We start from the raw sequence: 20,440 nt of genomic DNA on the forward strand, positions 1-20,440 counted from the left end.
CAGAAATGGCCTAGTAGATGAGATTAAGAAGAGGTCAAAATACCTCAAAATAGGGAAAAACTTAAGAAAATCATTAAAAGGGGTTCGGAATGTGACCATTCCGAACCCCTTTTGTCGACAAACTGAGACAACACGTTCTCGTGTTGTCTTTTCGCTAAAGGTTTAAAATGGCCATAGACTATGTAATGTTACAAAACGATTTTAACTAGAAATACTTCGTTCAATTGCACTGTCCCAATCGGGAAAATAATGAAGAGCACTTCTCATAAGATTTGGGTTTGCTTTTTTAACAAACTTTTTGCTCATATTCGAGCCGCTTGAGTTTAAGCGTTTGATCTCTTCCAGTACTTCTGCAGAACTCATTGTAACTTCCATACTATGACCTCCTTTCTGCTATGATTATCTATATCTTCACCTAGTAAAAATTATTTATTCAAGTTTCTGTATTTTTAGTTAAAATTATTTCATAATGGAGAAAAAAGAGCTTGAGAGGAAATGTGAAAATGACGGAAAAATTATTTTATAAAAATGCATACATAAAAGAGTTTGTTGCGAAGGGGAGAGGGCAAAAACAAGATGAAAATGGTGATTGGTATGTTGTATTAGAAGCTACTGCTTTTTACCCGACTGGTGGAGGACAACCTTTTGATACAGGAACTCTTAACGGGAATAAGGTTTTTAAAGTAGAGGAAGTAGATGGTGAAGTACGCCATTATGTAGAAGAAAAATTAGCAAGTATAGAGAAAGTTAATGGGGAGATTGATTGGCAAAGAAGGTTTGATCATATGCAGCAGCATGCTGGACAGCATATTTTGACAGCCGCTTTTGAAGAATTATTTCAGATTCATACGGTGAGTTTTCATCTCGGTAAAGAAGTGTCAACAATTGACCTTGATCGTGGGCAAATATCAGAAGAACTTTTTCTAGAAGCAGAGAAGAGAGCCAACAGGATCGTCCTCGAAAATCGTCCGATCGAAGCAAAATGGGTATCTCAAACTGAAGCAGCACAATATAAGTTAAGAAAAGAATTGTCTGTAACAGAGAATATTCGGCTTGTAATCATTCCCGATTACGATTACAACGGATGTGGTGGAACACATCCATCGTCTACAGGAGAAGTTGGGATGATTAAGATTGTTGATTGGGAGAGACAGAGAAATAAAATCCGAGTCCATTTTATATGTGGAGATAGAATAATAACTCATTTTCAGCAGAAGCATTCTATTTTGAAAGAATTAAGCCAATTACTAAGCGCTTCTGAAAAACAATTGCCTAGCGCTACTGAAAAACTTCTTGATATAAACAAATCGCAGGCCAAAATGATCTCGGATTTACAAGAAAAATGTGTGCAGTTGGAAGCTGAGCAATTAATGAAGTCCATGAACGACTGGGCTGGAGAAAAAGTGATAGCACAAGTTTTTACAAATCGATCGGTTCAACAGCTTCAAAGACTTGCTCGCATAATGATTGAACATGGTCAAGGTGTTAATGTGTTTTTCATAACTGAGAATCTGGATAAAATCCAGTTCGTGTTTTCACGTGATAAGGAAGCGAACATAAATATGAGAACACTCGCCAATGAGATTCTCCCGCTTATTAACGGGAAAGGTGGTGGAACTGAATCGACAGTTCAAGGCGGCGGTGAACTGAAAATGAGTGGGGGAGAAATCTTGAGCAGGTTACAAAATCTGCTCATACGCACTAATGTTTGAAATCTTTTATTGGGATCCACTTCTCTACTCGAAACAGAAGTAGAGAAGTGGATCGAATCATCTTAAAAATGGCTAGCTCTCAAAAAACTTAATTTCATCAATGTTTTTTAATAAAATCTTTCCGTTTGAACCATCAGTATCAGCGATCCAAAGATTGCGATTATGATCGTTAATAGAGGTACCGCGATACCAGATTAACTTATCAATCGCTTTTAAATAATGAGGATCATAGTCTCCGAGCCCGTTTGCAGGTTCCGTTATTTTAACTTGCTTTTCATTATTGAGCGTGACTGAATATAGAGAAGGCAATGGATGCTCGGAGAATTCATCGGACCAGTCTTTTGCTTCTACTCGAGAGGTTATTAATAATTGGTCATCCACCCATGTAAAATTAAGTTCAGCAAAATTTGCTGGTGTTAGCGATGAAACAGCAAACTCTTTTAACAGTAAGTCCTTTCCTCTAAATCCAAAAACAATCCTTCCACCGCCAATATATGCCAATATATCTTTTGCAGGTGCCCATTTTGGGGAGCCTACTTCATAAACCACTTCATTTACAATTTCAAATGACTTACCATCGCTCGATAATCCACAAAGCATATTACTGTCCATTGCTAAAGAAGCTGTTGGTGAAATGATGAGCGAAAGCCATTTCCCACTCGGTGAGAAGCTAAGAAAGTCAACTCTATTTGACATAACATATTTATTATCAATTTTTAATTTTTGTGGTACGACAAAAAATTCTTTTACATTACCAAAAACATTAGCCTCTGATAAATGATTTGGTAACTGCTTTTTATAAAGAATGGGACATGTCCAGCCGTCTGGTTTTAAGTAAGCAGGGGAAGCAAGAAGAAAACCCTGTCCAGTAGGAAGCCATTGAAAGCTTGAAACCCCTAATGCAAGATTGTGAAACTCCGTTAAATTTGAAATATTTAAAATTTGATTATGTATGAATGCTACCCAATTGTTGTGAGGTGCCCATTGTGGCGCGTAACCGTTATGAAATATTTTCTTTTTCTCTTCAGTTTCTATATTGTACACCCATATTTCATGGTGTATTTTCTCATTTTTATTTTCAGTATTCGCTTCTTTTTGATAAAGAATCCACTTTCCATCATGGGACCATTGCGGCTGATAAATTTTTCCTGAATGTGTAATTTGCTTTTCCTGCTGATTCACTAAGATCCACAGATTTCCATCCCTAATAAAGGCTGCTTTCATATCCTTTAGATGGGCTGCATTTGCCAAATTCGTTAATGATAGAGCAAGGATAAAAACAGTAATAAAGGACATTTTTTTCATCGTACACCTCACAAGTTTGTGTCCTTATTAATTTCCGATATTTACTGAAATATTATTCTGATTTAAAGTAACTACTACACAAATAGGGAGAATTACGGTATACTGTGTGAGACAATTTATAACGGAAACCACAAGGGGAGCTTATAGCTGAGAGTGAACGTTAGTTCTGACCCTTTGAACCTGTTAGTTAATGCTAGCGCAGGGATGTGGAAGATTATTTAGATATGATCTTATCATGTTCTCCCTTGTGTTTTCGTTTAGAAAAAAGGGGGATTTTTTATGAAAAAATTAAGTTTATTGGCTTTAATTGAGGCGTCTTTTTTTGCTGCATTTGCCTTAATTTTAGACTTGCTTCCATCTATTGACCTCGGTCCGTGGATATCAATTTCTTTCGCAATGGTACCTATTTTTATTTTAGCTTTTCGCTGGGGCTTTAAAGTAAGTTTTCTTGCGGGATTTATTTGGGGACTATTACAGTTTGCAGTCGGTGATGCTTATTTCTTAACGCCTATTCAATTTTTAATTGAGTATTTTGTGGCCTTTGCTTTTATAGGTTTCGCTGGCTTTTTCATTAAACCAATCCAAGCTGAATTCCAAAAAGGGGATAAAAAGAAGGCTCTTAGCTGGGTTATGATCGCCATTTTTGTAGGAAGTATTGCCCGGTATTTTTGGCATTTCTTAGCGGGTATTATCTTTTGGGGGAGCTATGCACCAGAAAATATGTCTCCGGTTATATACTCGCTCGTCGTTAATGGAGGTGCGATGTTAGGTTCAGCCATTTTGTGTGCGGTAGTTTTACTTGCGTTATTAAGTAATGCCCCTAGACTTATCAAAGTTCGTGCCAATTAGTTGATTGACAGAATGATTGAACTGTTTTATAGTAGTCCTATAAATTTAATATGATTAATTTCGAACTTATCCAGAGAGGTGGAGGGATTTGGCCCTAAGAAACCTCGGCAACAGACTCATTTCAAGAGAACTGTGCCAATTCCAACAAGCATTGAGCTTGAAAGATAAGATGAGCGCTTAAAGGTAAAAACCTCTTCTTACTTGATTGGATCATGATAAGAAGAGGTTTTTTTTCGCTCGCAAGGAGGAATGTATAATGAATGAAAGAGATCTGCTCATTGAAAGGTTGATTGAATTTGGAATCTATAAGATCAATGATAAGCAGCTATTTGAATTACCTATTGTTGATTTGGAACAGGAATTGAAAAAAATGATGCAAAATAAAGGAAATGATAATTAAGTTACTTGGAGTTATTTAAGTAATTTTTCGTGGTTTATAATTAATATCTTCCGATGAGTACACAAACACAATCACCATACCGCCAACAACTTTCGCCCGAATCAAAATAGGTTGATTATATTCGTTTTTAAAGGAAAAATCTGGGCCATACCAACTAACCGTAGCATCTCTACCTGGTGGAACATAGGGTACATGCTTACTATGTGAGTAACGTTCGATCATCGTAACGCCAGAACGATCAACAGCATTAAAGAGAGTGGAGGAGACTTGACAAATTCCTCCACCTATCCCTTCAATTAATTCGCCCTTAACAATTTCAGGGGCTTTCATATAGCCTTTTTTAACTGTTCGTTTTCCGACCACTTTATTGAATGAGAAGACTTCTCCAGGAAAGACGACTTGATTATTTATTGCTGCAACTGCTAATTCGATATTTTTTGAACGAGCCTTATTTCTTGAATTAAAGTATGTTATGTATTGTCCTAACCGTTTAGTGCGTATAATCGAAAGAAGCTCACTATCAACTTTCGGGTAAACCATCATTTTTGGCACTTCCAATGTGGTTAACCGGTTATGAAAATAATATTGAAAAAAAGCCTCCGTAAATGCATGACGATTTAATTTGTAGCCCACTTTTTCTGGAATGATATGCCCAGAGTCGTTAAGTGTTGCGTTTTTTGCTTTCTTTTCAACTTGTTGTTCTATTTGTTTAAGCAATTGCTCATATTTTACCGGATCAACGAGTTCGAGACCCGGTACTGGCAACATGACTTCTTGACGTTTCACTATTGCGATCGTATCATTATTTTCTGTAATGCTTAGTGGTATTCCACTTTGAGGATGGATCAGTAAGAGTAGACTGAGAATCCACGAAACGTGCATGTTGTTCCTCCTAAAATGCTTTTATTCACATTTTTCGTCATGACATTTTGGCAGTATTCGTAAAAAGCTTTCCTTGACTCAGTCTATTTTTTTTATTTTGCGGAGAAATTATTCTTGATTTTCACGAGCTTTTCAATAGCATTCTTCTTTAAAGTCCGAAATAATGGGAAGAAGACGAAAAGAAAAGGTGTCCGAATGAATGCTCATGATTTTACTAAAGGCAATATTTATAAGCAGCTTTTTTGGTTTTCTACTCCGATTATCTTTACAAACCTTTTGCAAGTGTCGTATCAATTTATTGACAGTCTGTGGGTAGGGAATTTATTAGGAGCCAATGCACTTGGGGCAATAACAGTTGCCAGTACAGTTATTTTTACTGTTCTTTCATTCATTATTGGAATAAATAATGCAACATTGACTATTCTGTCCCAGCAAAAAGGTATGGAAAATACGACAGGATTAAAAAACTTCTTAAATGCTTTTGTTGTTCTCTTAACAACATTGGCTCTTTTATTGGGGTGTGTTGGTTATCTTTTATCTGAGCGGATTTTAAACTTGTTGCAAACACCGGGTGAGATGGTTGCTGAAGGAACAATCTATTTGCAACTCAATTTTATCGGAATCTTGTTCCTTCTTGGTTATAACTTTATTGCGACAGTACTTCGAGCATTAGGAGATAGTAAAACACCGTTAAAATTTGTTTTGCTAGCGGTTATATTAAATGCGATCTTAGATCCCATTTTAATTTCTGGTTTTGGATTCGGTATTCACGGTGCGGCGATTGCTACGATAATGGCGCAAGGAATTGCCTTTCTATACGGAATGATTGTAGTTCTACGCAAAAAAACGGCACCGTTCTCACTTCCATCTGTCCCGAAAAAAAATGAAGTTCTGGTTATTTTGAAACTAGGCATTCCATCTGGACTGCAGATGATGGTAATTTCTGCAGGAGTGATGGCGATTATGAGTGTCGTTAATTCGTTTGGAAAGGAAGTTGTGGCAGGCTTTGGTGCCGCTCAACGGATTGACAGTATAATTATGCTACCTGCTAGCGCACTTGGTACAGCAGTTAATAGTATGGCCGGACAGAATATTGGTGCTAATCAATGGGAACGAGTAAAGAAAATAGCCAAATATGCGGTCATTTATAATTTTGCAATCATGCTTGTTATAGCAACCTTAGTCGTTTTTTTCGCTCGTCTTGGAGTAAGTTTGTTTTTAAATGAAAAAAATGCCATACAATTTGGAACTGATTATTTACAAATGATCGCCTTTCTTTATCCATTTCTCGGCATTAATTTTGTTTTAAATGGGATTGTGCGGGCAGCTGGTGCAATGTTTCAAGTGCTTGTACTCAATGTCATTTCGTTCTGGGTTCTGCGCTATCCACTAACTTATGTTTTCTCTTATTTTTTTGGGGAAAAGGGCATTGCCCTTGGTATGGGGGCAAGCTTTTTCATTAGCAGCATCATTGCCTTTTTATATTATCGTTTTGGAAAGTGGAAGATGAAGGAAATTTTTAGAAGTCAAGAAAAATAACGTTTGAATGGATACAAGTACAAAAAAGGCTGTGTTAACTAATTGGCCAGTTGTGATTCAAATCGTGTACATGAGAAAATCTCCTTTTTATGGTTTAGTTGGTTATACTGACTTAATTAAACCAAAAATAGGTGATTTTCTTCTTTTTATATCTGTATTTTGTTGAATGGCATGGAAGGGGGGGACTCCTGTGGGAAAAGGGAAGCTTTTGGAATAACCTCTTTTTTGCCACATGATAAAAAAAGTTTGACAAATTTGTGAACTTTTCGTTAAATAATGGTAAAGGGGATGAAGTGGATGACTGAAAAACAGCTTAAGAACTTACTTTTTTTTAAAAAATTGACGAGTATTGGATTATTTTTAGGCTTTCTCGTATTTTTATCAAGCTTCTTTGTAAGCGGTCCCAGCGCTCCTTATCAATTATCAATCGGAATTAGTATCATGGTTTCGTCAATGCTTTTATTTGGATTCGGGATGTTTTTACCGTTGATGGAAGAGGTAAGTGGAGAAGAGATAAATGAGTAAAATCGAACTGATAGCTTATAAACTTTACGATTTAGGGAAGGAAAATTGATATATATATATATATATGAGAAAAAGAGCGTACTAGATCGTAGACGATTTGGTGCGCATTTTTATTGTAGGAGTAATGGAATGAAAATAAAATGGTTAGATGTATTTGGAATATTGTTTCAGGTTTATTTGTGTTTTTCATTTCTGTTTGGATGAGTGGTCCAGGTATAGGAGAAACTGACATACCAAGAGTAATATCCTCTTAACTATACTTTGGACTAGAAAGGAAAATATAAAAAACGTACAGTTAGTAAAAACTGTACGTTTCTTTAGTAATAAGACTGAACCATCCTCTTTACACGACGTTGATCATGACAGAACATTTTTCGCAGTAACAAAGGAGGAATAATCTATTTATTACTAGTTACAATAGTCTATTAATGAGTAGCATGCCCAGCAGACATGACCCAAATGGAGCCAACGACGATGACAACAGTCATGAATACTCCATAAATAATGTTAATGACATTCGTTTTTCCGTCTTCTCCTTCGCGCAAGTGCATGAACATGAAAAGTTGAATCCCGGCTTGGAGAACCGCTAATGTCCCGATAATCCACATAATCACTTTAAAGGAAAGATTTGTTTTTAAAGCGATAAATGCAGCTCCAAAGGTAAGGATTAAGGAAAAAATGAAACCTAGTACATGGCTGATTGGAAAGCGATTTGTATGTTTCTCCATTTAACCCACCATCCCTTTTAAATACACGAAAGTAAAGATGAAAATCCATACAACATCAAGGAAATGCCAATATAGTCCAATAATAAATGTTTTTCGGGCAGTTGTTGGTGTTAAGCCTCTGCGCACTAATTGAATGATAACCATGATTGCCCAAATAATTCCAAATGTTACGTGAGCACCATGTGTACCAAGTAAAACAAATAAACTGGAGAGAAAAGCGCTTGTTTGCATTGTTGCTCCTAGATGTACATAATGAATAAATTCATTAATTTCCATAAATAAAAATCCAGATCCGAGGAGAAGGGTAATAACAAGCCAGAAAATAAGACCTTTTAATTGCTGACGACGCATCTCAAAAATGGCTATCCCCATCGTAAAACTACTGGTTAAAAGGAGAACAGTCTGGATAAGAACATCTTTAATCATAATGATATCCTGATGAGTAGGTCCACCAGCATAACGCTGGTAGAGGACCCCATAAACACCAAAGAGGGTTGCAAATAAAACGATTTCTGCTCCAAGGAAAATCCAGAAGCCGAGTATATTTAAACGGTTTTGCTCAGTTTGATATTCTAATGGTAAGGAATGATCGATCTTACTTGACATAGTTATGCACCTCTCCTTCCACATTTCTCCACTTGCTTTCCGTTTCTTTAATTTCATCAACTGGAATATGATAGCCTTCATCATAATCGAAGGAGCGGTAGATCAAGCCAGCGATAATTCCAATTGCAGCGATCGCAGCAGCAATATGCCACTCAAATACAAGGAAGAATCCTGCAACTCCGAAGACCACTCCCATAAAGAACGGAAGACCGGAGTTTGACGGCATGTGAATTTCCTCAATATCACTATCTTTTATGGTTAAACCTTCATTATTTTTCTTCATTTTCCAAAATGGATCTAGCCCATCTACTTCAGGCAGCTTCGCAAAGTTATATGGTTGAACAGGGGAAGCTGTTGCCCATTCAAGCGTACGAGCATTCCAAGGATCTCCTGTAATATTGCGGTCCGCATGGCGAATGCTCCAATAAATATTGTAACAGAAGGCAAAAAAACCTAACGCTAATATGACAGAACCTATAGCTGAAACAAGGAATAATGGTGCAAAACCAGATTCTACTGAGTAGGTATAAGAACGACGAACTGCACCATCAAGCCCAAGGAAGAACATTGGCATAAATGTTGCGTTAAAGCCGATCACAAACAACCAGAAATGCCATCTTCCGATTTTCTCGTTTAGTGTGAAACCAAACATTTTTGGCCACCAATAATAGAGAGCAGCAAACACGGCAAAAACGACACCAGGAATAATTGTGTAATGGAAGTGGGCAACAAGGAACAGCGTATTATGATATTGATAGTCTGCTGCACCCATTCCAAGCATGACCCCGGTTACGCCACCGATAATAAAACAAGGGACAAATGCTAGCGACCAAAGCATTGCATTGGTCATTTTAATTCGGCCTTTGCGCATCGTAAAGAGCCAGTTAAAGATTTTTATCCCCGTTGGGACGGCTATTGCCATCGTTGTAATGGAGAAAATGGAGTTTACTGCTGGTCCTGATCCCATTGTATAGAAATGGTGAACCCAAACTACCATACTTAAAAATGCAATGATTAAGATTGATAGAACCATTGATTTATAGCCAAATAATGTTTTGCGAGAGAATGTTGAAATAATCTCTGAATAGATACCGAAAGCAGGGAGTACTAAAATATACACTTCTGGATGTCCCCATAGCCAGAAGAGGTTTGCCCAAAGCATATCAAGGCCGCCGCCAGATAGTGTAAAGAAGTGGGCACCGTAAAGGCGATCAAAGGTCATTAATGCTAAAGCAACCGTGAAAATAGGGAAGGCAGCAATAATGATGACAGACGCAATGAAAGAAGTCCAAGTAAACATTGGCATCTTCATTAAAGTCATGCCCTTCGTTCGCATTTTTAAAATCGTTACGACAAAGTTAATTCCAGATAGCAATGTTCCGATTCCGGCAATTTGCAAGGCAACGGCATAATAGTTGTTGCCGATCCCTGGCGAAAATTCTTTTCCTGCAAGCGGGAAGTATGAAGTCCAACCGGCATCAGGAGAGCCACCGATAACAAAAGAGATGTTAAATAGCATTGCACCACCGAAAAATAGCCAAAAGCTCAATGCGTTTAATTGGGGGAAAGCAACATCTCGAGCCCCAATTTGCAGTGGAACAACAACATTCATAATACCGATTAGCATTGGCATCGCCATAAAGAGAATCATGATGACACCATGGGTCGTGAAGATTTCATTGTAATGTTGAGCATCTAAGAATTCCATTTCTGGTCTTGACGTTTGAGCCTTCATTAAAAGGCCGTCCATTCCGCCACGGAAAAACATTAAGACACCAGAGATAATATACATAATCCCAATACGTTTATGATCAACAGTTGTAATCCATTCAGACCAGAGCCATTTCCATTTCTTTAAATAGGTGACTCCAGCTACGATTCCGACCATTGTTAAAACAATCGCGATTTGTGAACCTAAAATTAATGGATCACCTGTAATAAAAAATTCATTCCATTTAATGCCCACTGTGGTCACCTCCGTGTTCTGTGTCTTCATGATGATCGTGCTTTTCTATGTCATCATTCGTTTTATTTCTGTAATTATCCTCTTCTTCAAATATTTTCCCCTGGTAGCCATGCCCACGATAAAGTTCAGGGTGTGTATACGTTTTTGAATTGTGATCAGCATGATTGACCCAGTCGAGATGTGTGTTTGAAAAAGTTAATCTACCTAAGTGTGTCGGTTTTAATAGCTCCTCATATTCTTCTTCAGTTAATTTTGGAGCAGTTTCTTTTACTTCCTGAACCCATTTGTCATACTCAGCACGAGTTTGTGCTAATACTTCAAACTTCATATCCGCGTAGCCGCGGCCATTGAAATTGGTATTCTGCCCTTCGTAAGAACCAGGATGATCAGCAATTAAATACATTTCAGTTTCCATTTTTCCCATTGTGTATTTTTGACCACCTAAAGCAGGCACCCAAAAGGACTGCATCGTACTAGCTGATGTTAATTTAAAAAGAATAGGTGTGTCTGCAGGAATATTAACATAGTTTACCGTTTCAATTCCTTCCTCTGGATAGCTAAAAATCCACTTCCAGTCAGCAGAAGTTACATGTATGGTAATTGGCTCCTTATCTTCATAGCCTTGCGGTACCTCTTCTAATGCATAGAGTGTCTTAACAGTAGGAATGGTTAAGGCAACAACGATAAGAATTGGAATCGCTGTCCAGATAATTTCCAATATAGTACTTCCATGTTCATCAGGTGGCTCATAGTCTAAATTGTCTTTTCTTTCACGATATTTCCAGACGATATAACCAAATAATCCAAAAACAACAACGACTACAAGGAGCATCCAAATTAAAGACCAGTTGATTAAATCTGTAATGCTTCGTGCCACTGGGCCTTGTGGGTCGAAGACAACTAATTTCGACTCACAACCACTAAGGAATAGCAGGGGTGCAGTTGTCAAAAAGGCAAACAATCCTTTTTTCATTCAATGTCAACTCCTTATTCAGTAAAGTTTCTTTTCCCGAAAGTGTTTGATAAAAACCATAAAAGATTCGAAAAATTGTCACAAAATGTTCATAAATTCACAAACTTATTCAAAAATAAAGATGTCTATGGTCATGATGCAGACAAATCGTTTCCACTAACTTCGACTTATCTATGTAAAATGCTATGAATTTCTTAAGATAAGACTTTGTTATATGTCAGTATTGATTTTTGTATCAACAATATTGTTTAACAAAGCTTAAGAAAGTGAAACGAAGTTTTTGATCATCTATTCACATTTGTCTAAATAGTTTTACACAATCAAGAAAGAAGGTTCTTTTAATACATTAACACTGTGTATATGATGATAACATAATTATTTGATGATAATTGTTACAAAAAAAGTAAGGAATAATTATCCATTTTAATGTCTGGTTTTTCTTCGATTTATTTATAGTAGAACAACGATAAATGGAGAACAATCTTACAAATCTGTTCCCTGGAAGTGTGTAAGCTGCCCTTTATTTACTCAATCTATTTAGAGTGAGAGTAAAAGGAGCGATATATTTGTGAAAATTTGAAGAAGAGGTAGTTCATCGATCTGATATAAATGAAGTAAAAGAAAAATCGCACGAAGTAAATAGTTTTTTTAAAAAGTTTTGTTACTAATAACCAAAAGAATTCGGGTGAAAAGTTAGAAAATTATCTCAATCGATACATTACAAAAAGAAAAATATCAACTACTAGCAAGATGGACAACAGAAAATATTGAAGCTTCTTCTCTAACTTTAAATTTCCATTTAGAATAAAATTTTGCAAAATAAAGTTCCCGAATATAAGCAGTTAGCTAAAATATACAGCCAAAGAAGTTGAACAAAATAAAACCCTCAAAGTCGTGGGTAATATCCTTTATACGAATCATGTTCTGATTGGATAATGGTACAAGCAAAAAATCGTCCTTCATCATATATAATCAAGAGAGGTGATGATTATGGTCAAAATTTATTTAGATCCAGGCCATGGAGGATCTGACCCAGGAGCACAAGGAAATGGGTTACAAGAAAAAAACCTAACATTAGATATTGCTGTGAGGATACGGGATATTTTAGTAAATGAGTATGAAAATGTTGAAGTGAGAATGAGTCGAACTGGTGATACGACAGTTAGTCTTGCTCAGAGAACAAATGATGCAAATTCATGGGGAGCAGATTATTTTTTATCGATCCACATTAATGCTGGCGGCGGTACAGGTTTTGAGAGTTTTCGTCATACTAGTGCTCCGGCACAAACAGCAAGATACCAAAGCATTATTCACCCAGAGATTGCATTAGAGAGTTTATTTCGAGATCGCGGGATGAAAACAGCTAATTTTCATGTGCTTCGAGAAACAAGAATGCCAGCTCTACTAACGGAGAATGGCTTTATCGATCATGCAACCGATGCATCGAGATTACAGAATGCTAGTGTTCGAGCCAGCATTGCTCGAGGGCATGTCATTGGGCTTGAAAAAGCTTTTCAATTGCGAAAAAAAACGAATTCAAATCCAGGAACGATTTATCGTGTTCAGATCGGCGCTTTTGAAAATAGGGAAAACGCGATCCAACTTGCGAGACGTGCTGCTACGAGCGGATTTACAACTCACATCTTTCAGGAGGATGGGCTTTATAAAGTGCAAATTGGTGCATTTTCAATGAGAGAAAATGCCGAACAGCTAGCTCAAGAGGCCAAAAACAAAGGTTTTGATGTGATTATTGTACAGCGAAATTCATAAAAATAAGCACCCAGCGGGTAGAGCAGACTGGAGACAAACTTGATGAAATCAAGTCTGCCTTCAGTCTTTTTTTTAGAATCTTCATTAAGAGTTATGTAGAGATGATAGAAAGATGATGACGAGAGATCCGATTACGGAAAGAGACTCATTTGAAATAATTATAATAGACTAGTTGGTACCTCAAGCTCATTTGGTGTTTGAATCTATAATGGAAATAAATTGAATCCGATGAAATGTGTAGATGGACAAGTGAGACCTAGCAGGATCGACTGCGAGGTGTACTCGGACAAAAGAGAGAAACGAGAAAGACTCCAGTCTGAATAAGCTTCTATTTCGACTGACTGGAACGATAAGGTCTGCAAGAATTCAACCAGCTTAATAGCACCAATATAAATCAAACTGACGGGATCAACGTCTTTTACCTTCTCACAGAACAGAGGACAGCCGTTCTAAAAATTCTGTAAAAAAAGACTGCTGAAAAACTATTTCAGCGACCTCGCGCCTGCTCTGAGACGCGCTTTGGACAGCAAGCGCCTGAAGCGGAAATCAACGGATATTAACCTCTCGATGCCTTTGTCGATAAAATGAGAGCACCCATGCGGGTGCTTATTTTGCAAAGACATGATTTCCGATTTTGATTGTTGTTGCTTTTGAACGTAACCATGTGTTTGTTGTTTTGGCAGGATTATAGAAGTAAAGGGAACCACTGCCTTGACCACGGAAGGCAAGAGCTTCATTAACTGCTTTCATCGAATCAGCACTTGCAGCCTTGTTGATCTGACCATTGCTTACTGGTGTGAATTGACTGGATTGATAAACAACCCCATTTACTGTATTGGGGAAAAGGCTACTATCGACACGATTTAAAACGACCGTCGCTACGGCTACCTTTCCTGCGTAAGGTTCGCCTTTCGCCTCTGCTTCGACAAGCCTCGCTAATAAATCTTTTTCTGAACTTGTCACTGAGGATGCAGGAATGGCTAATTTTTGTCCAATCGATAAAGTGCTATTTTTCGCATTATTGACTGACATTAATGTTTTTACTGGTACCCCATATTGAATTCCGATTTTCCAATAAGTATCACCTTTGTTAACCGTGTGTGTCGCTGCTAGGCTGCTTCCTACTCCAGCAAAGATAATGGTTAAAAATACGACAAGAGAAATGAATTTTTTCATTCTACGAACCTCCTTCAACATTCTTATATACAGTATCATGATAGATTGAGAGGAACATCCTCTACTATTTTCCAGCGTCTTTAAACCGTTGCTATCAGTGGGGCAAGTTTCATAAGTGTAAAGTTTGTCATCGATTTGAAATAGTTGGTTTTAGTTAGAAAATGAAAAATCATAAATATTCAACGAATACCGTATACATAATGTAGGTTGAATTTTGGAGGCTGTCAGAGGGGTGGTACAGTGGATAACGAAATCATTCAATATTTTGTTGTGAATCATGATTTGAAGATGGAAGCAGGGAAGGTGGCAGCCCAAGTAGCCCACGCTGCAACCATTTCCACGATTAATATGGTCAGTGCAAACAACTGTCAATTTCCTGATTACTTCGATTATTTTGTTGAATGGTATCAATCGGGGATGAGCAAGGTTGTGTTAAAAGGAACGGAAGAAGAACTTTTTAAGCTTAAGGAAAATGGTTTTTATACAATAAGGGACAAAAGCTATCAAGAAGAGCCGACTGGGGCACTTACTGTGGTGTCACTTCCTCCGATGCCGAGAATCATTGGACAAAGATTTATAGGGGAGTTCTCCCTCTACTGAGAAATCAATGTGCGGTTTACTCTCAATGGGCCTCATGTAAATAAGGAGGTTTAGGCGAATGGGAACTTTCTGTAACCGCTTTTCCTTTTATTTAACTTTTTACAGTCTTGGCTTTATTTTGCTTGCGTCTTCAAATTCGTTAAAAGAACGGATACTTAGATGGATAGGTATCCATCCTTTACAATTGTTGTTTTATTTTACGTTAATTGTGCTCATCATTGGAATCATTGGATTTACAGGTGTTAATAATTGGAGCAGTGCATTTCGCAGCATCTTTACGGTTGGTTTTTCGCTTGTTCTGACAGCTTTTCTTGCCTACATCATTTTTGTTGGACAGTTACTTCAATAAAAATTAGAAGCAAAAGTTGTTAAAACACAATCTATTTTTCTATCGGTAGCAAGGTAGTGTACCGCGAGAGCATTTAAAGTAAGGGCTTCTGAAGGATAAGTTTCCTCTAATAAATGCTTATAAACACGCTTTTCTATGAGGTTAAAAAGTTTCAGCTTGAACATGGGTTACTTGAGTGTGGGAGTCAATTCCCTCTAAATGAAGTAGCATAAAAAAGCAAGGAAAGAAAAATGAAAGTTTTTCTTCCTTGTTTTTTTTATGGTTGTTTAATCCATGGTCTGCTTTTCACATTTATCGACTTTAGTATAGAGAGCTACTATTTTCATTGACCATCAACGGGAACGAACACATTAGATTACTCGCAAATATCATCAGGCAACAAGGTGAGTCTAGCAGCTTGAAAAAGACAAAGGATGCTTTCAATACGATTATCTTCAATTGAGTTTGTGCAATGCTTAACAAAATTGACACAATATCGTCAACCTCTCAGAAATCTTATTGTATCAACGTTTTTGGCAGCTTAATTTTTAATGATTTCAACTGAAACCGACGACTAAGGGAATTTTCTCCCCTCAGTAGGGAGATCTCCCGATACGAGAAAAATAGAACTGATTTTACAATAAAGTTAAGCAATTGGAACAAGGAGGATCAATATGGAAGCAAAAATGGTTTCAAATCAAAAAGCGGAGCACCCAGTAAATAGCGCATTTGCCTCAAAGTTTGCGAAATCAATGTTTTTGACTGTATTAGTGCTCATCATTTTAACATTTATTGGCACGAGAATGTTTACACATGTCGATTTAAATTTATATGGCTATATGGTTGGAACGATCGTATTTCTTGGAGGGTTCTTTTACCGCTTTATTGCTTGGGGAGAAAGACCACCAACGAAGATTATCATCAAAAAAGGAATAAAGCTCTTATTTAGAAAATCCACACCGAAGACTTCGGTTGAGCAGTTAGCGACCTATCGATTTATCTGGAATCGCGGGATATACCGTTGGACACAACACTTTTTAATAGGTTGGGGTTGCCTTCTTTCTTGTTTAGTAACATTCCCGCTTGTTTTTGGGTGGATGTACTTTACGATGCCGGAAAATGGTTATTACACGATTGTTTTAATGGGGATGGACATTATGACTGTAAAGGCAGATGGATTGATAGCCAATCTTTCCTACAATGCGTTAAATATTTCTGCATTCATGGTCATTGCAGGTGTCTGCATGGCTTTATATAGACGAATTAAAAATATGCAGGCTCGTGCAGAGCAAAAATTCATTTATGATTTTTTACCACTGTATTTATTACTTTTTATCAGTATTACAGGCTTGCTTCTTACGGTGAGCAACGTATTTCTCCACGGTTGGGGACATTACGCAATGAGCTTGGTGCATCAATATTCCGTGGTTGTCACAATGATTTACTTGCCTTTTGGAAAATTAGCGCACATTCCGTTCCGACCATTGAGTGTATTTGCCCGAAATTATCGTGAACACTACGGGGAACAATCAATGAAGGCTTGTAAGGTTTGTGGAGATGAATTCGTTTCCTCTGAGCAATCAAAGGATGTTGTTCAAGTACTTGGTGTTAATGAAATTGAATTTAAAAAAGAAGATTTCCATTTAGCAGAACTTTGCTTACCGTGTCGAAGAAAATATCGAATTGCCCAATTTTCTGGGTTCCCTACACATGAAGTAAAAGTTAAGGAGGCTAACCAGAATGCAAAGGGATAAGTTTTTTAAAGAAGTTGATAATTTGCATCATCCGAACGAAACGTTAGTAAGAACTCATTGCAGTTACTGTGGAATGCAATGTGGGATGAATTTAAGAGTAAATACGAAGACAAATAAAATTATTGGGGTGGAACCTCGTTATGACTGGCCGGTAACAGTCGGAAAAATGTGTCCGAAAGGAGTTACGGCCTATCAACAAACGAATCATGATGATAGACTCCTAAAACCACTAATTCGTGATGATAAATCGCTCAAAGGAACAAAATTAGGCTTCCGTGAGGCATCTTGGGAAGAAGCATATGAACATATCGTAAAAAACTTTCAAAAGCTCCAAAAGGATTATGGAAAAGATAGTTTATCAGTTTTCAGTGGAGTGTCAATGACGAATGAGAAATGTTATTTAACAGGAAAGTTTGCAAGAGTAGCCCTAGGAACACGCTACATTGATTATAATGGTCGTTTTTGTATGTCAAGTGCTGCTGGTGGATTCCTACGCTCTTTCGGAGTAGATAGAGGGTCGACATTACCGTGGACAGATATTCATGAGACAGATTGCTTATTTATTGCAGGAAGTAATACTGCAGAGTGTCATCCTACTTCTATGTTCCGAATCTGGAATGTCCAAGAAAGAGGCGGTTACTTAATCGTTGCCGACCCTCGTGAAACCCCGATTGCAAGAAGAGCAGATGTCCATTTAGATTTAAGACCTGGTACAGACCTAGCACTTGCAAACGGAATTCTTAACTTATTAATCGAAAATGGTTTTGCTGATGAAGAGTTTGTTCAGAATCACACAAACGGATTTGAAGAAACGAAGGAATTAGTGAAGCAATTTACACCGGAGTATACGAGTGAAATTACCGGTGTTGCTCCTGAAAAAATCATTCGTGCTGCAGAGCTCTATGGAAAAGCACCAAACGCGGTTGTCATGTTTGCCCGTGGTATCGAACAGCAGCATAAAGGTGTCGACAATGTTTCAGCGTATACAAATATGGCACTAGTAACAGGAAAAATTGGGCGAGCAAAATCTGGTGTCGCTACTTTTACTGGTCAAGGAAATGGTCAAGGTGGTCGCGAACACGGTCAGAAATCAGATTTATTACCAGGTTATAGAAAAATTACCAACCCTGATCATGTCAAAGAAGTATGTCAATTTTGGGGAATTACACCAGAAGAAATGCCTAAGCCAGGTGTATCCGCATATGAAATGTTCGAATTAATGGATCAAAAAGTAATCCGTGGACTATATCTTCTATGTTCCAACCCAGCTGTTTCTGCGCCAAATTTAAATTTTGTTCGTAATGCAATGAAAAATTTAGATTTCATGGTGTGTTCAGATTTTTATTTATCAGAATCAGCGGAATTTGCAGATGTCATTTTGCCAACTGTAACATGGTCCGAGGATGAAGGAACTGTTACGAATTTAGAAGGTCGTATTATTAAAATTAACAAAGCTCAGGAGCCTCTTGGCGAATCGAAGCCAGACTGGCAAATTCAAGTCGAACTAGCTGAACGGTTAGGAAAAGGAAAATACTTTTCTCATTTAAAAACAGCCCGTGATGTAGCAGATGAATTTAGAGGTGCGACAAAAGGTGGCTACGCTGATTATTCTGGTGCTACTTGGGAAAAAATCGAAAAGCAAGATGGTGTTTTCTGGCCTTGTAAGAGTGAAGAACATAAAGGAACACCTCATATGTTCCTAGATAAGAAATTCTATCACCCTGATGGGAAAGCAAAAATTTGTGCGCTGCCATACAGACCACCAGCTGAAGAGCCATGTGAACAATATCCACTCCGATTAACAACGGGACGGGTTGTGTATCACTACCTGTCAGGGAATCAAACAAGGAGAATTCAATTTTTACGAGATATGTGTCCTGAACCATACGTAGAAGTACATCCGGAGACAGCGAAAAAGTACAATATTGAGCACGAAGAACGGGTGCGTCTGTTTACACGCAGAGGGGAAGCGACATACAAGGTTAAGATAACGGAAGCAATTCGGAGTGATACAGTCTTTGTTCCTTATCACTTCGGTCATGAAGAATCTATTAATCTATTAACCAATCCAGCTCTTGATCCTATGTCAAGAATGCCTGAATTTAAGGCTTGTGCAGCACAAATCGAAAAACAATCAGTAAAGAAGGTGTAATAAATGAAGAAGAGGCTCTATTTAGAACTAGAAAATTGTATTGGCTGTCGCTCTTGTTTAGCTGCATGCACACAGTGCGGAGGTCATGAAGAGAGAAATAGAAACTATGTATATGACGTCAATCCACTCGTAAATCGGCAAACGATGCCTCTCATGTGCCTTCATTGCGTGAATCCAGCTTGCGCGAGAAGTTGTCCAGCACAAGCCATTCAAATCCATGAAACAGGCGCTGTTTTATCGGCGTTAGTGGAAAAGTGTATTGGTTGTCAAAACTGTACGATTGCATGCCCATACGGAATACCAAAATTTGATACAGAACAAAATTTAATGTATAAATGTGACCTTTGTATTGACAGAACGAAGGATGGGATTCCCCCAATGTGTGCAAGTGTATGTCCATCTAACACTTTACAATGGCTGACAGATGAAGAGATTGAAGCGAAGCAGAAGCAATTTAACCTCGACAATGGCAAATGGGTTACAAGTTTACCATATTTAGAGAGCGAAACAAATGTACGCGTGAATCTGCCAGGTATTTTGCAAGGCGTCACGAAATTGTTTTAGGAGGGATCGTCATGTCGGAAAAAAATAATAAAATTCCCTTTCCAGAAGATAATTACACGCATAATATTCAACGCAATAATGAAAGGAAATTAGATAGACGCGGCTTTATGAAAACATTGGTTGGAGCTGCTGGCGTATTTGCAGTGTCGTCGCTTCCTTGGGGAGCAGTTGCAGCAAAAGAGCTATTAGGTTTAAGCGAAAAGGAATATCCTCATAAGAAAATTACAGATATTGACCGAATTGGTGTTGGAGAAGCTGTTGAATTCAAGTTTCCAGGAGAGCATGATGATGCGATATTAATTCGCCTGTCCGAGGATAAATACGTTGCTTATAACAGTGCATGTACACATCTGCAATGTCCAGTTTTTTGGGAAAAGGAAAAAGGAGAGATGCTTTGTCCATGCCATCACGGGAAGTTTGATGTGGAAACAGGAAATCCAACTGCTGGACCACCAAGACGTCCATTGCCAACAATTGAAGTGTCTGTAGAAAACGGAGCGGTTTACGCTGTTAGGGTGAAACGTTATGAATCATAGACTAGTAAACTTTATATTGCTATTAATCTGTCTCATGTTAAATATAGTGTTTACACAAAAAATGGTCCATCAATA

At 37.7% G+C, this 20,440-nt stretch carries 20 protein-coding genes and 2 riboswitches; of the genes, 12 read left to right on the forward strand and 8 right to left on the reverse strand.

All coding sequences use genetic code 11. The annotated features are described in order from the left end of the window. Positions 1 to 201: 201 nt before the first annotated feature. Positions 202 to 375, reverse strand: a complete 174-nt coding sequence (locus tag PZE06_RS20365) for a hypothetical protein (RefSeq protein ID WP_191963277.1) — start codon at positions 373 to 375, stop codon at positions 202 to 204. A 128-nt stretch (positions 376 to 503) separates the two neighbouring features. Between PZE06_RS20365 and PZE06_RS20370 the strand changes: the two genes are divergently transcribed. Continuing rightward, positions 504 to 1,712 (forward strand): alanyl-tRNA editing protein, encoded by a 1,209-nt coding sequence (locus PZE06_RS20370; protein ID WP_150949178.1) that lies wholly within the window; start codon positions 504 to 506, stop codon positions 1,710 to 1,712. 72 nt (positions 1,713 to 1,784) lie between these two features. On the opposite strand, the gene PZE06_RS20375 is transcribed toward PZE06_RS20370, so the two are convergent. Next, positions 1,785 to 3,017 carry a TolB family protein gene (locus PZE06_RS20375; RefSeq protein WP_150949175.1) on the reverse strand — a complete coding sequence of 411 codons (1,233 nt, stop codon included), beginning with the start codon at positions 3,015 to 3,017 and terminating at the stop codon, positions 1,785 to 1,787. Between the two features lie 123 nt (positions 3,018 to 3,140). After that, positions 3,141 to 3,239: riboswitch (TPP riboswitch) on the forward strand. Positions 3,240 to 3,296: 57 nt separating this feature from the next. Between PZE06_RS20375 and thiT the strand changes: the two genes are divergently transcribed. Both thiT and PZE06_RS20385 read left to right on the forward strand, forming a co-directional pair. After that, positions 3,297 to 3,866, forward strand: coding sequence for an energy-coupled thiamine transporter ThiT (gene thiT / locus PZE06_RS20380; RefSeq protein WP_150949172.1), 570 nt, complete (start codon positions 3,297 to 3,299; stop codon positions 3,864 to 3,866). A 63-nt stretch (positions 3,867 to 3,929) separates the two neighbouring features. Next, positions 3,930 to 4,037, forward strand: a riboswitch (SAM riboswitch). Positions 4,038 to 4,122: 85 nt separating this feature from the next. Further along, positions 4,123 to 4,266 carry a Fur-regulated basic protein FbpA gene (locus tag PZE06_RS20385; RefSeq protein ID WP_150949169.1) on the forward strand — a complete coding sequence of 48 codons (144 nt, stop codon included), beginning with the start codon at positions 4,123 to 4,125 and terminating at the stop codon, positions 4,264 to 4,266. Between the two features lie 15 nt (positions 4,267 to 4,281). On the opposite strand, the gene PZE06_RS20390 is transcribed toward PZE06_RS20385, so the two are convergent. Further along, positions 4,282 to 5,148 carry a VanW family protein gene (locus tag PZE06_RS20390; protein ID WP_150949166.1) on the reverse strand — a complete coding sequence of 289 codons (867 nt, stop codon included), beginning with the start codon at positions 5,146 to 5,148 and terminating at the stop codon, positions 4,282 to 4,284. A gap of 195 nt (positions 5,149 to 5,343) precedes the next feature. On the opposite strand from PZE06_RS20390, the gene PZE06_RS20395 reads away from it, so the two are divergent. Both PZE06_RS20395 and PZE06_RS20400 read left to right on the forward strand, forming a co-directional pair. Next, entirely contained in the window at positions 5,344 to 6,687 is a 1,344-nt protein-coding gene (locus PZE06_RS20395) for an MATE family efflux transporter (protein WP_150949164.1), read from the forward strand. Between the two features lie 297 nt (positions 6,688 to 6,984). After that, the gene (locus PZE06_RS20400; protein WP_150949161.1) at positions 6,985 to 7,212 is read left to right on the forward strand and encodes a hypothetical protein; all 228 of its coding nucleotides are present in this window, start codon (positions 6,985 to 6,987) and stop codon (positions 7,210 to 7,212) included. Between the two features lie 425 nt (positions 7,213 to 7,637). On the opposite strand, the gene qoxD is transcribed toward PZE06_RS20400, so the two are convergent. Genes qoxD through qoxA form a run of 4 tightly spaced genes read right to left on the reverse strand, consistent with a single transcriptional unit; the run spans position 7,638 to position 11,485 of the window. After that, the gene (gene qoxD / locus PZE06_RS20405) at positions 7,638 to 7,940 is read right to left on the reverse strand and encodes a cytochrome aa3 quinol oxidase subunit IV (RefSeq protein ID WP_150949158.1); all 303 of its coding nucleotides are present in this window, start codon (positions 7,938 to 7,940) and stop codon (positions 7,638 to 7,640) included. Beyond that, entirely contained in the window at positions 7,941 to 8,546 is a 606-nt protein-coding gene (gene qoxC, locus PZE06_RS20410; protein ID WP_150949155.1) for a cytochrome aa3 quinol oxidase subunit III, read from the reverse strand. Further along, entirely contained in the window at positions 8,536 to 10,512 is a 1,977-nt protein-coding gene (gene qoxB, locus PZE06_RS20415) for a cytochrome aa3 quinol oxidase subunit I (RefSeq protein WP_150949152.1), read from the reverse strand. Before qoxB ends, qoxC begins: the two co-directional genes overlap by 11 nt. Beyond that, a complete protein-coding gene (qoxA, locus tag PZE06_RS20420) occupies positions 10,502 to 11,485 on the reverse strand; it encodes a cytochrome aa3 quinol oxidase subunit II (protein WP_150949149.1) in 984 nt (327 codons plus the stop codon). Before qoxA ends, qoxB begins: the two co-directional genes overlap by 11 nt. Positions 11,486 to 12,475: 990 nt before the next feature. Here qoxA and PZE06_RS20425 point away from each other — a divergent pair. Beyond that, complete coding sequence (locus PZE06_RS20425; protein WP_150949147.1) at positions 12,476 to 13,255, forward strand: N-acetylmuramoyl-L-alanine amidase; 780 nt, start codon at positions 12,476 to 12,478, stop codon at positions 13,253 to 13,255. Between the two features lie 606 nt (positions 13,256 to 13,861). On the opposite strand, the gene PZE06_RS20430 is transcribed toward PZE06_RS20425, so the two are convergent. Further along, the gene (locus PZE06_RS20430) at positions 13,862 to 14,431 is read right to left on the reverse strand and encodes a cell wall hydrolase (RefSeq protein WP_150949144.1); all 570 of its coding nucleotides are present in this window, start codon (positions 14,429 to 14,431) and stop codon (positions 13,862 to 13,864) included. Between the two features lie 240 nt (positions 14,432 to 14,671). Between PZE06_RS20430 and PZE06_RS20435 the strand changes: the two genes are divergently transcribed. From PZE06_RS20435 to PZE06_RS20460, 6 genes are all read left to right on the forward strand, one after another. Beyond that, positions 14,672 to 15,031 carry an aminoacyl-tRNA hydrolase gene (locus PZE06_RS20435; RefSeq protein WP_150949141.1) on the forward strand — a complete coding sequence of 120 codons (360 nt, stop codon included), beginning with the start codon at positions 14,672 to 14,674 and terminating at the stop codon, positions 15,029 to 15,031. Between the two features lie 58 nt (positions 15,032 to 15,089). Next, on the forward strand, positions 15,090 to 15,380 hold the full coding sequence (locus PZE06_RS20440) for a hypothetical protein (protein ID WP_150949138.1): 291 nt from the start codon (positions 15,090 to 15,092) through the stop codon (positions 15,378 to 15,380). A 653-nt stretch (positions 15,381 to 16,033) separates the two neighbouring features. Further along, entirely contained in the window at positions 16,034 to 17,113 is a 1,080-nt protein-coding gene (locus tag PZE06_RS20445; protein ID WP_150949135.1) for a respiratory nitrate reductase subunit gamma, read from the forward strand. After that, on the forward strand, positions 17,100 to 19,265 hold the full coding sequence (locus PZE06_RS20450; protein ID WP_150949132.1) for a molybdopterin oxidoreductase family protein: 2,166 nt from the start codon (positions 17,100 to 17,102) through the stop codon (positions 19,263 to 19,265). The genes PZE06_RS20445 and PZE06_RS20450 overlap by 14 nt, the downstream gene beginning before the upstream one ends. A 3-nt stretch (positions 19,266 to 19,268) precedes the next feature. Next, positions 19,269 to 19,829: a 4Fe-4S dicluster domain-containing protein gene (locus tag PZE06_RS20455; protein WP_150949129.1), complete on the forward strand. Its 561-nt coding sequence runs from the start codon at positions 19,269 to 19,271 to the stop codon at positions 19,827 to 19,829. Positions 19,830 to 19,840: 11 nt separating this feature from the next. After that, entirely contained in the window at positions 19,841 to 20,365 is a 525-nt protein-coding gene (locus PZE06_RS20460; RefSeq protein ID WP_150949126.1) for a QcrA and Rieske domain-containing protein, read from the forward strand. Positions 20,366 to 20,440: the final 75 nt, after the last annotated feature.

The organism is Robertmurraya sp. DFI.2.37 (assembly GCF_029211245.1).
In the GTDB taxonomy this organism is placed as follows: Bacteria; Bacillota; Bacilli; order Bacillales; family Cytobacillaceae; genus Robertmurraya; species Robertmurraya methanolica_A.

Excerpts from the sequence above, each read along its gene's own strand:
- PZE06_RS20365 (WP_191963277.1), bottom strand. The coding sequence starts at position 375 with ATGGAAGTTACAATGAGTTCTGCAGAAGTACTGGAAGAGATCAAACGC.
- PZE06_RS20370 (WP_150949178.1), top strand. The coding sequence starts at position 504 with ATGACGGAAAAATTATTTTATAAAAATGCATACATAAAAGAGTTTGTT.
- PZE06_RS20375 (WP_150949175.1), bottom strand. The coding sequence starts at position 3,017 with ATGAAAAAAATGTCCTTTATTACTGTTTTTATCCTTGCTCTATCATTA.
- thiT (WP_150949172.1), top strand. The coding sequence starts at position 3,297 with ATGAAAAAATTAAGTTTATTGGCTTTAATTGAGGCGTCTTTTTTTGCT.
- PZE06_RS20385 (WP_150949169.1), top strand. The coding sequence starts at position 4,123 with ATGAATGAAAGAGATCTGCTCATTGAAAGGTTGATTGAATTTGGAATC.
- PZE06_RS20390 (WP_150949166.1), bottom strand. The coding sequence starts at position 5,148 with ATGCACGTTTCGTGGATTCTCAGTCTACTCTTACTGATCCATCCTCAA.
- PZE06_RS20395 (WP_150949164.1), top strand. The coding sequence starts at position 5,344 with ATGAATGCTCATGATTTTACTAAAGGCAATATTTATAAGCAGCTTTTT.
- PZE06_RS20400 (WP_150949161.1), top strand. The coding sequence starts at position 6,985 with ATGACTGAAAAACAGCTTAAGAACTTACTTTTTTTTAAAAAATTGACG.
- qoxD (WP_150949158.1), bottom strand. The coding sequence starts at position 7,940 with ATGGAGAAACATACAAATCGCTTTCCAATCAGCCATGTACTAGGTTTC.
- qoxC (WP_150949155.1), bottom strand. The coding sequence starts at position 8,546 with ATGTCAAGTAAGATCGATCATTCCTTACCATTAGAATATCAAACTGAG.
- qoxA (WP_150949149.1), bottom strand. The coding sequence starts at position 11,485 with ATGAAAAAAGGATTGTTTGCCTTTTTGACAACTGCACCCCTGCTATTC.
- PZE06_RS20425 (WP_150949147.1), top strand. The coding sequence starts at position 12,476 with ATGGTCAAAATTTATTTAGATCCAGGCCATGGAGGATCTGACCCAGGA.
- PZE06_RS20430 (WP_150949144.1), bottom strand. The coding sequence starts at position 14,431 with ATGAAAAAATTCATTTCTCTTGTCGTATTTTTAACCATTATCTTTGCT.
- PZE06_RS20440 (WP_150949138.1), top strand. The coding sequence starts at position 15,090 with ATGGGAACTTTCTGTAACCGCTTTTCCTTTTATTTAACTTTTTACAGT.
- PZE06_RS20445 (WP_150949135.1), top strand. The coding sequence starts at position 16,034 with ATGGAAGCAAAAATGGTTTCAAATCAAAAAGCGGAGCACCCAGTAAAT.
- PZE06_RS20450 (WP_150949132.1), top strand. The coding sequence starts at position 17,100 with ATGCAAAGGGATAAGTTTTTTAAAGAAGTTGATAATTTGCATCATCCG.
- PZE06_RS20455 (WP_150949129.1), top strand. The coding sequence starts at position 19,269 with ATGAAGAAGAGGCTCTATTTAGAACTAGAAAATTGTATTGGCTGTCGC.
- PZE06_RS20460 (WP_150949126.1), top strand. The coding sequence starts at position 19,841 with ATGTCGGAAAAAAATAATAAAATTCCCTTTCCAGAAGATAATTACACG.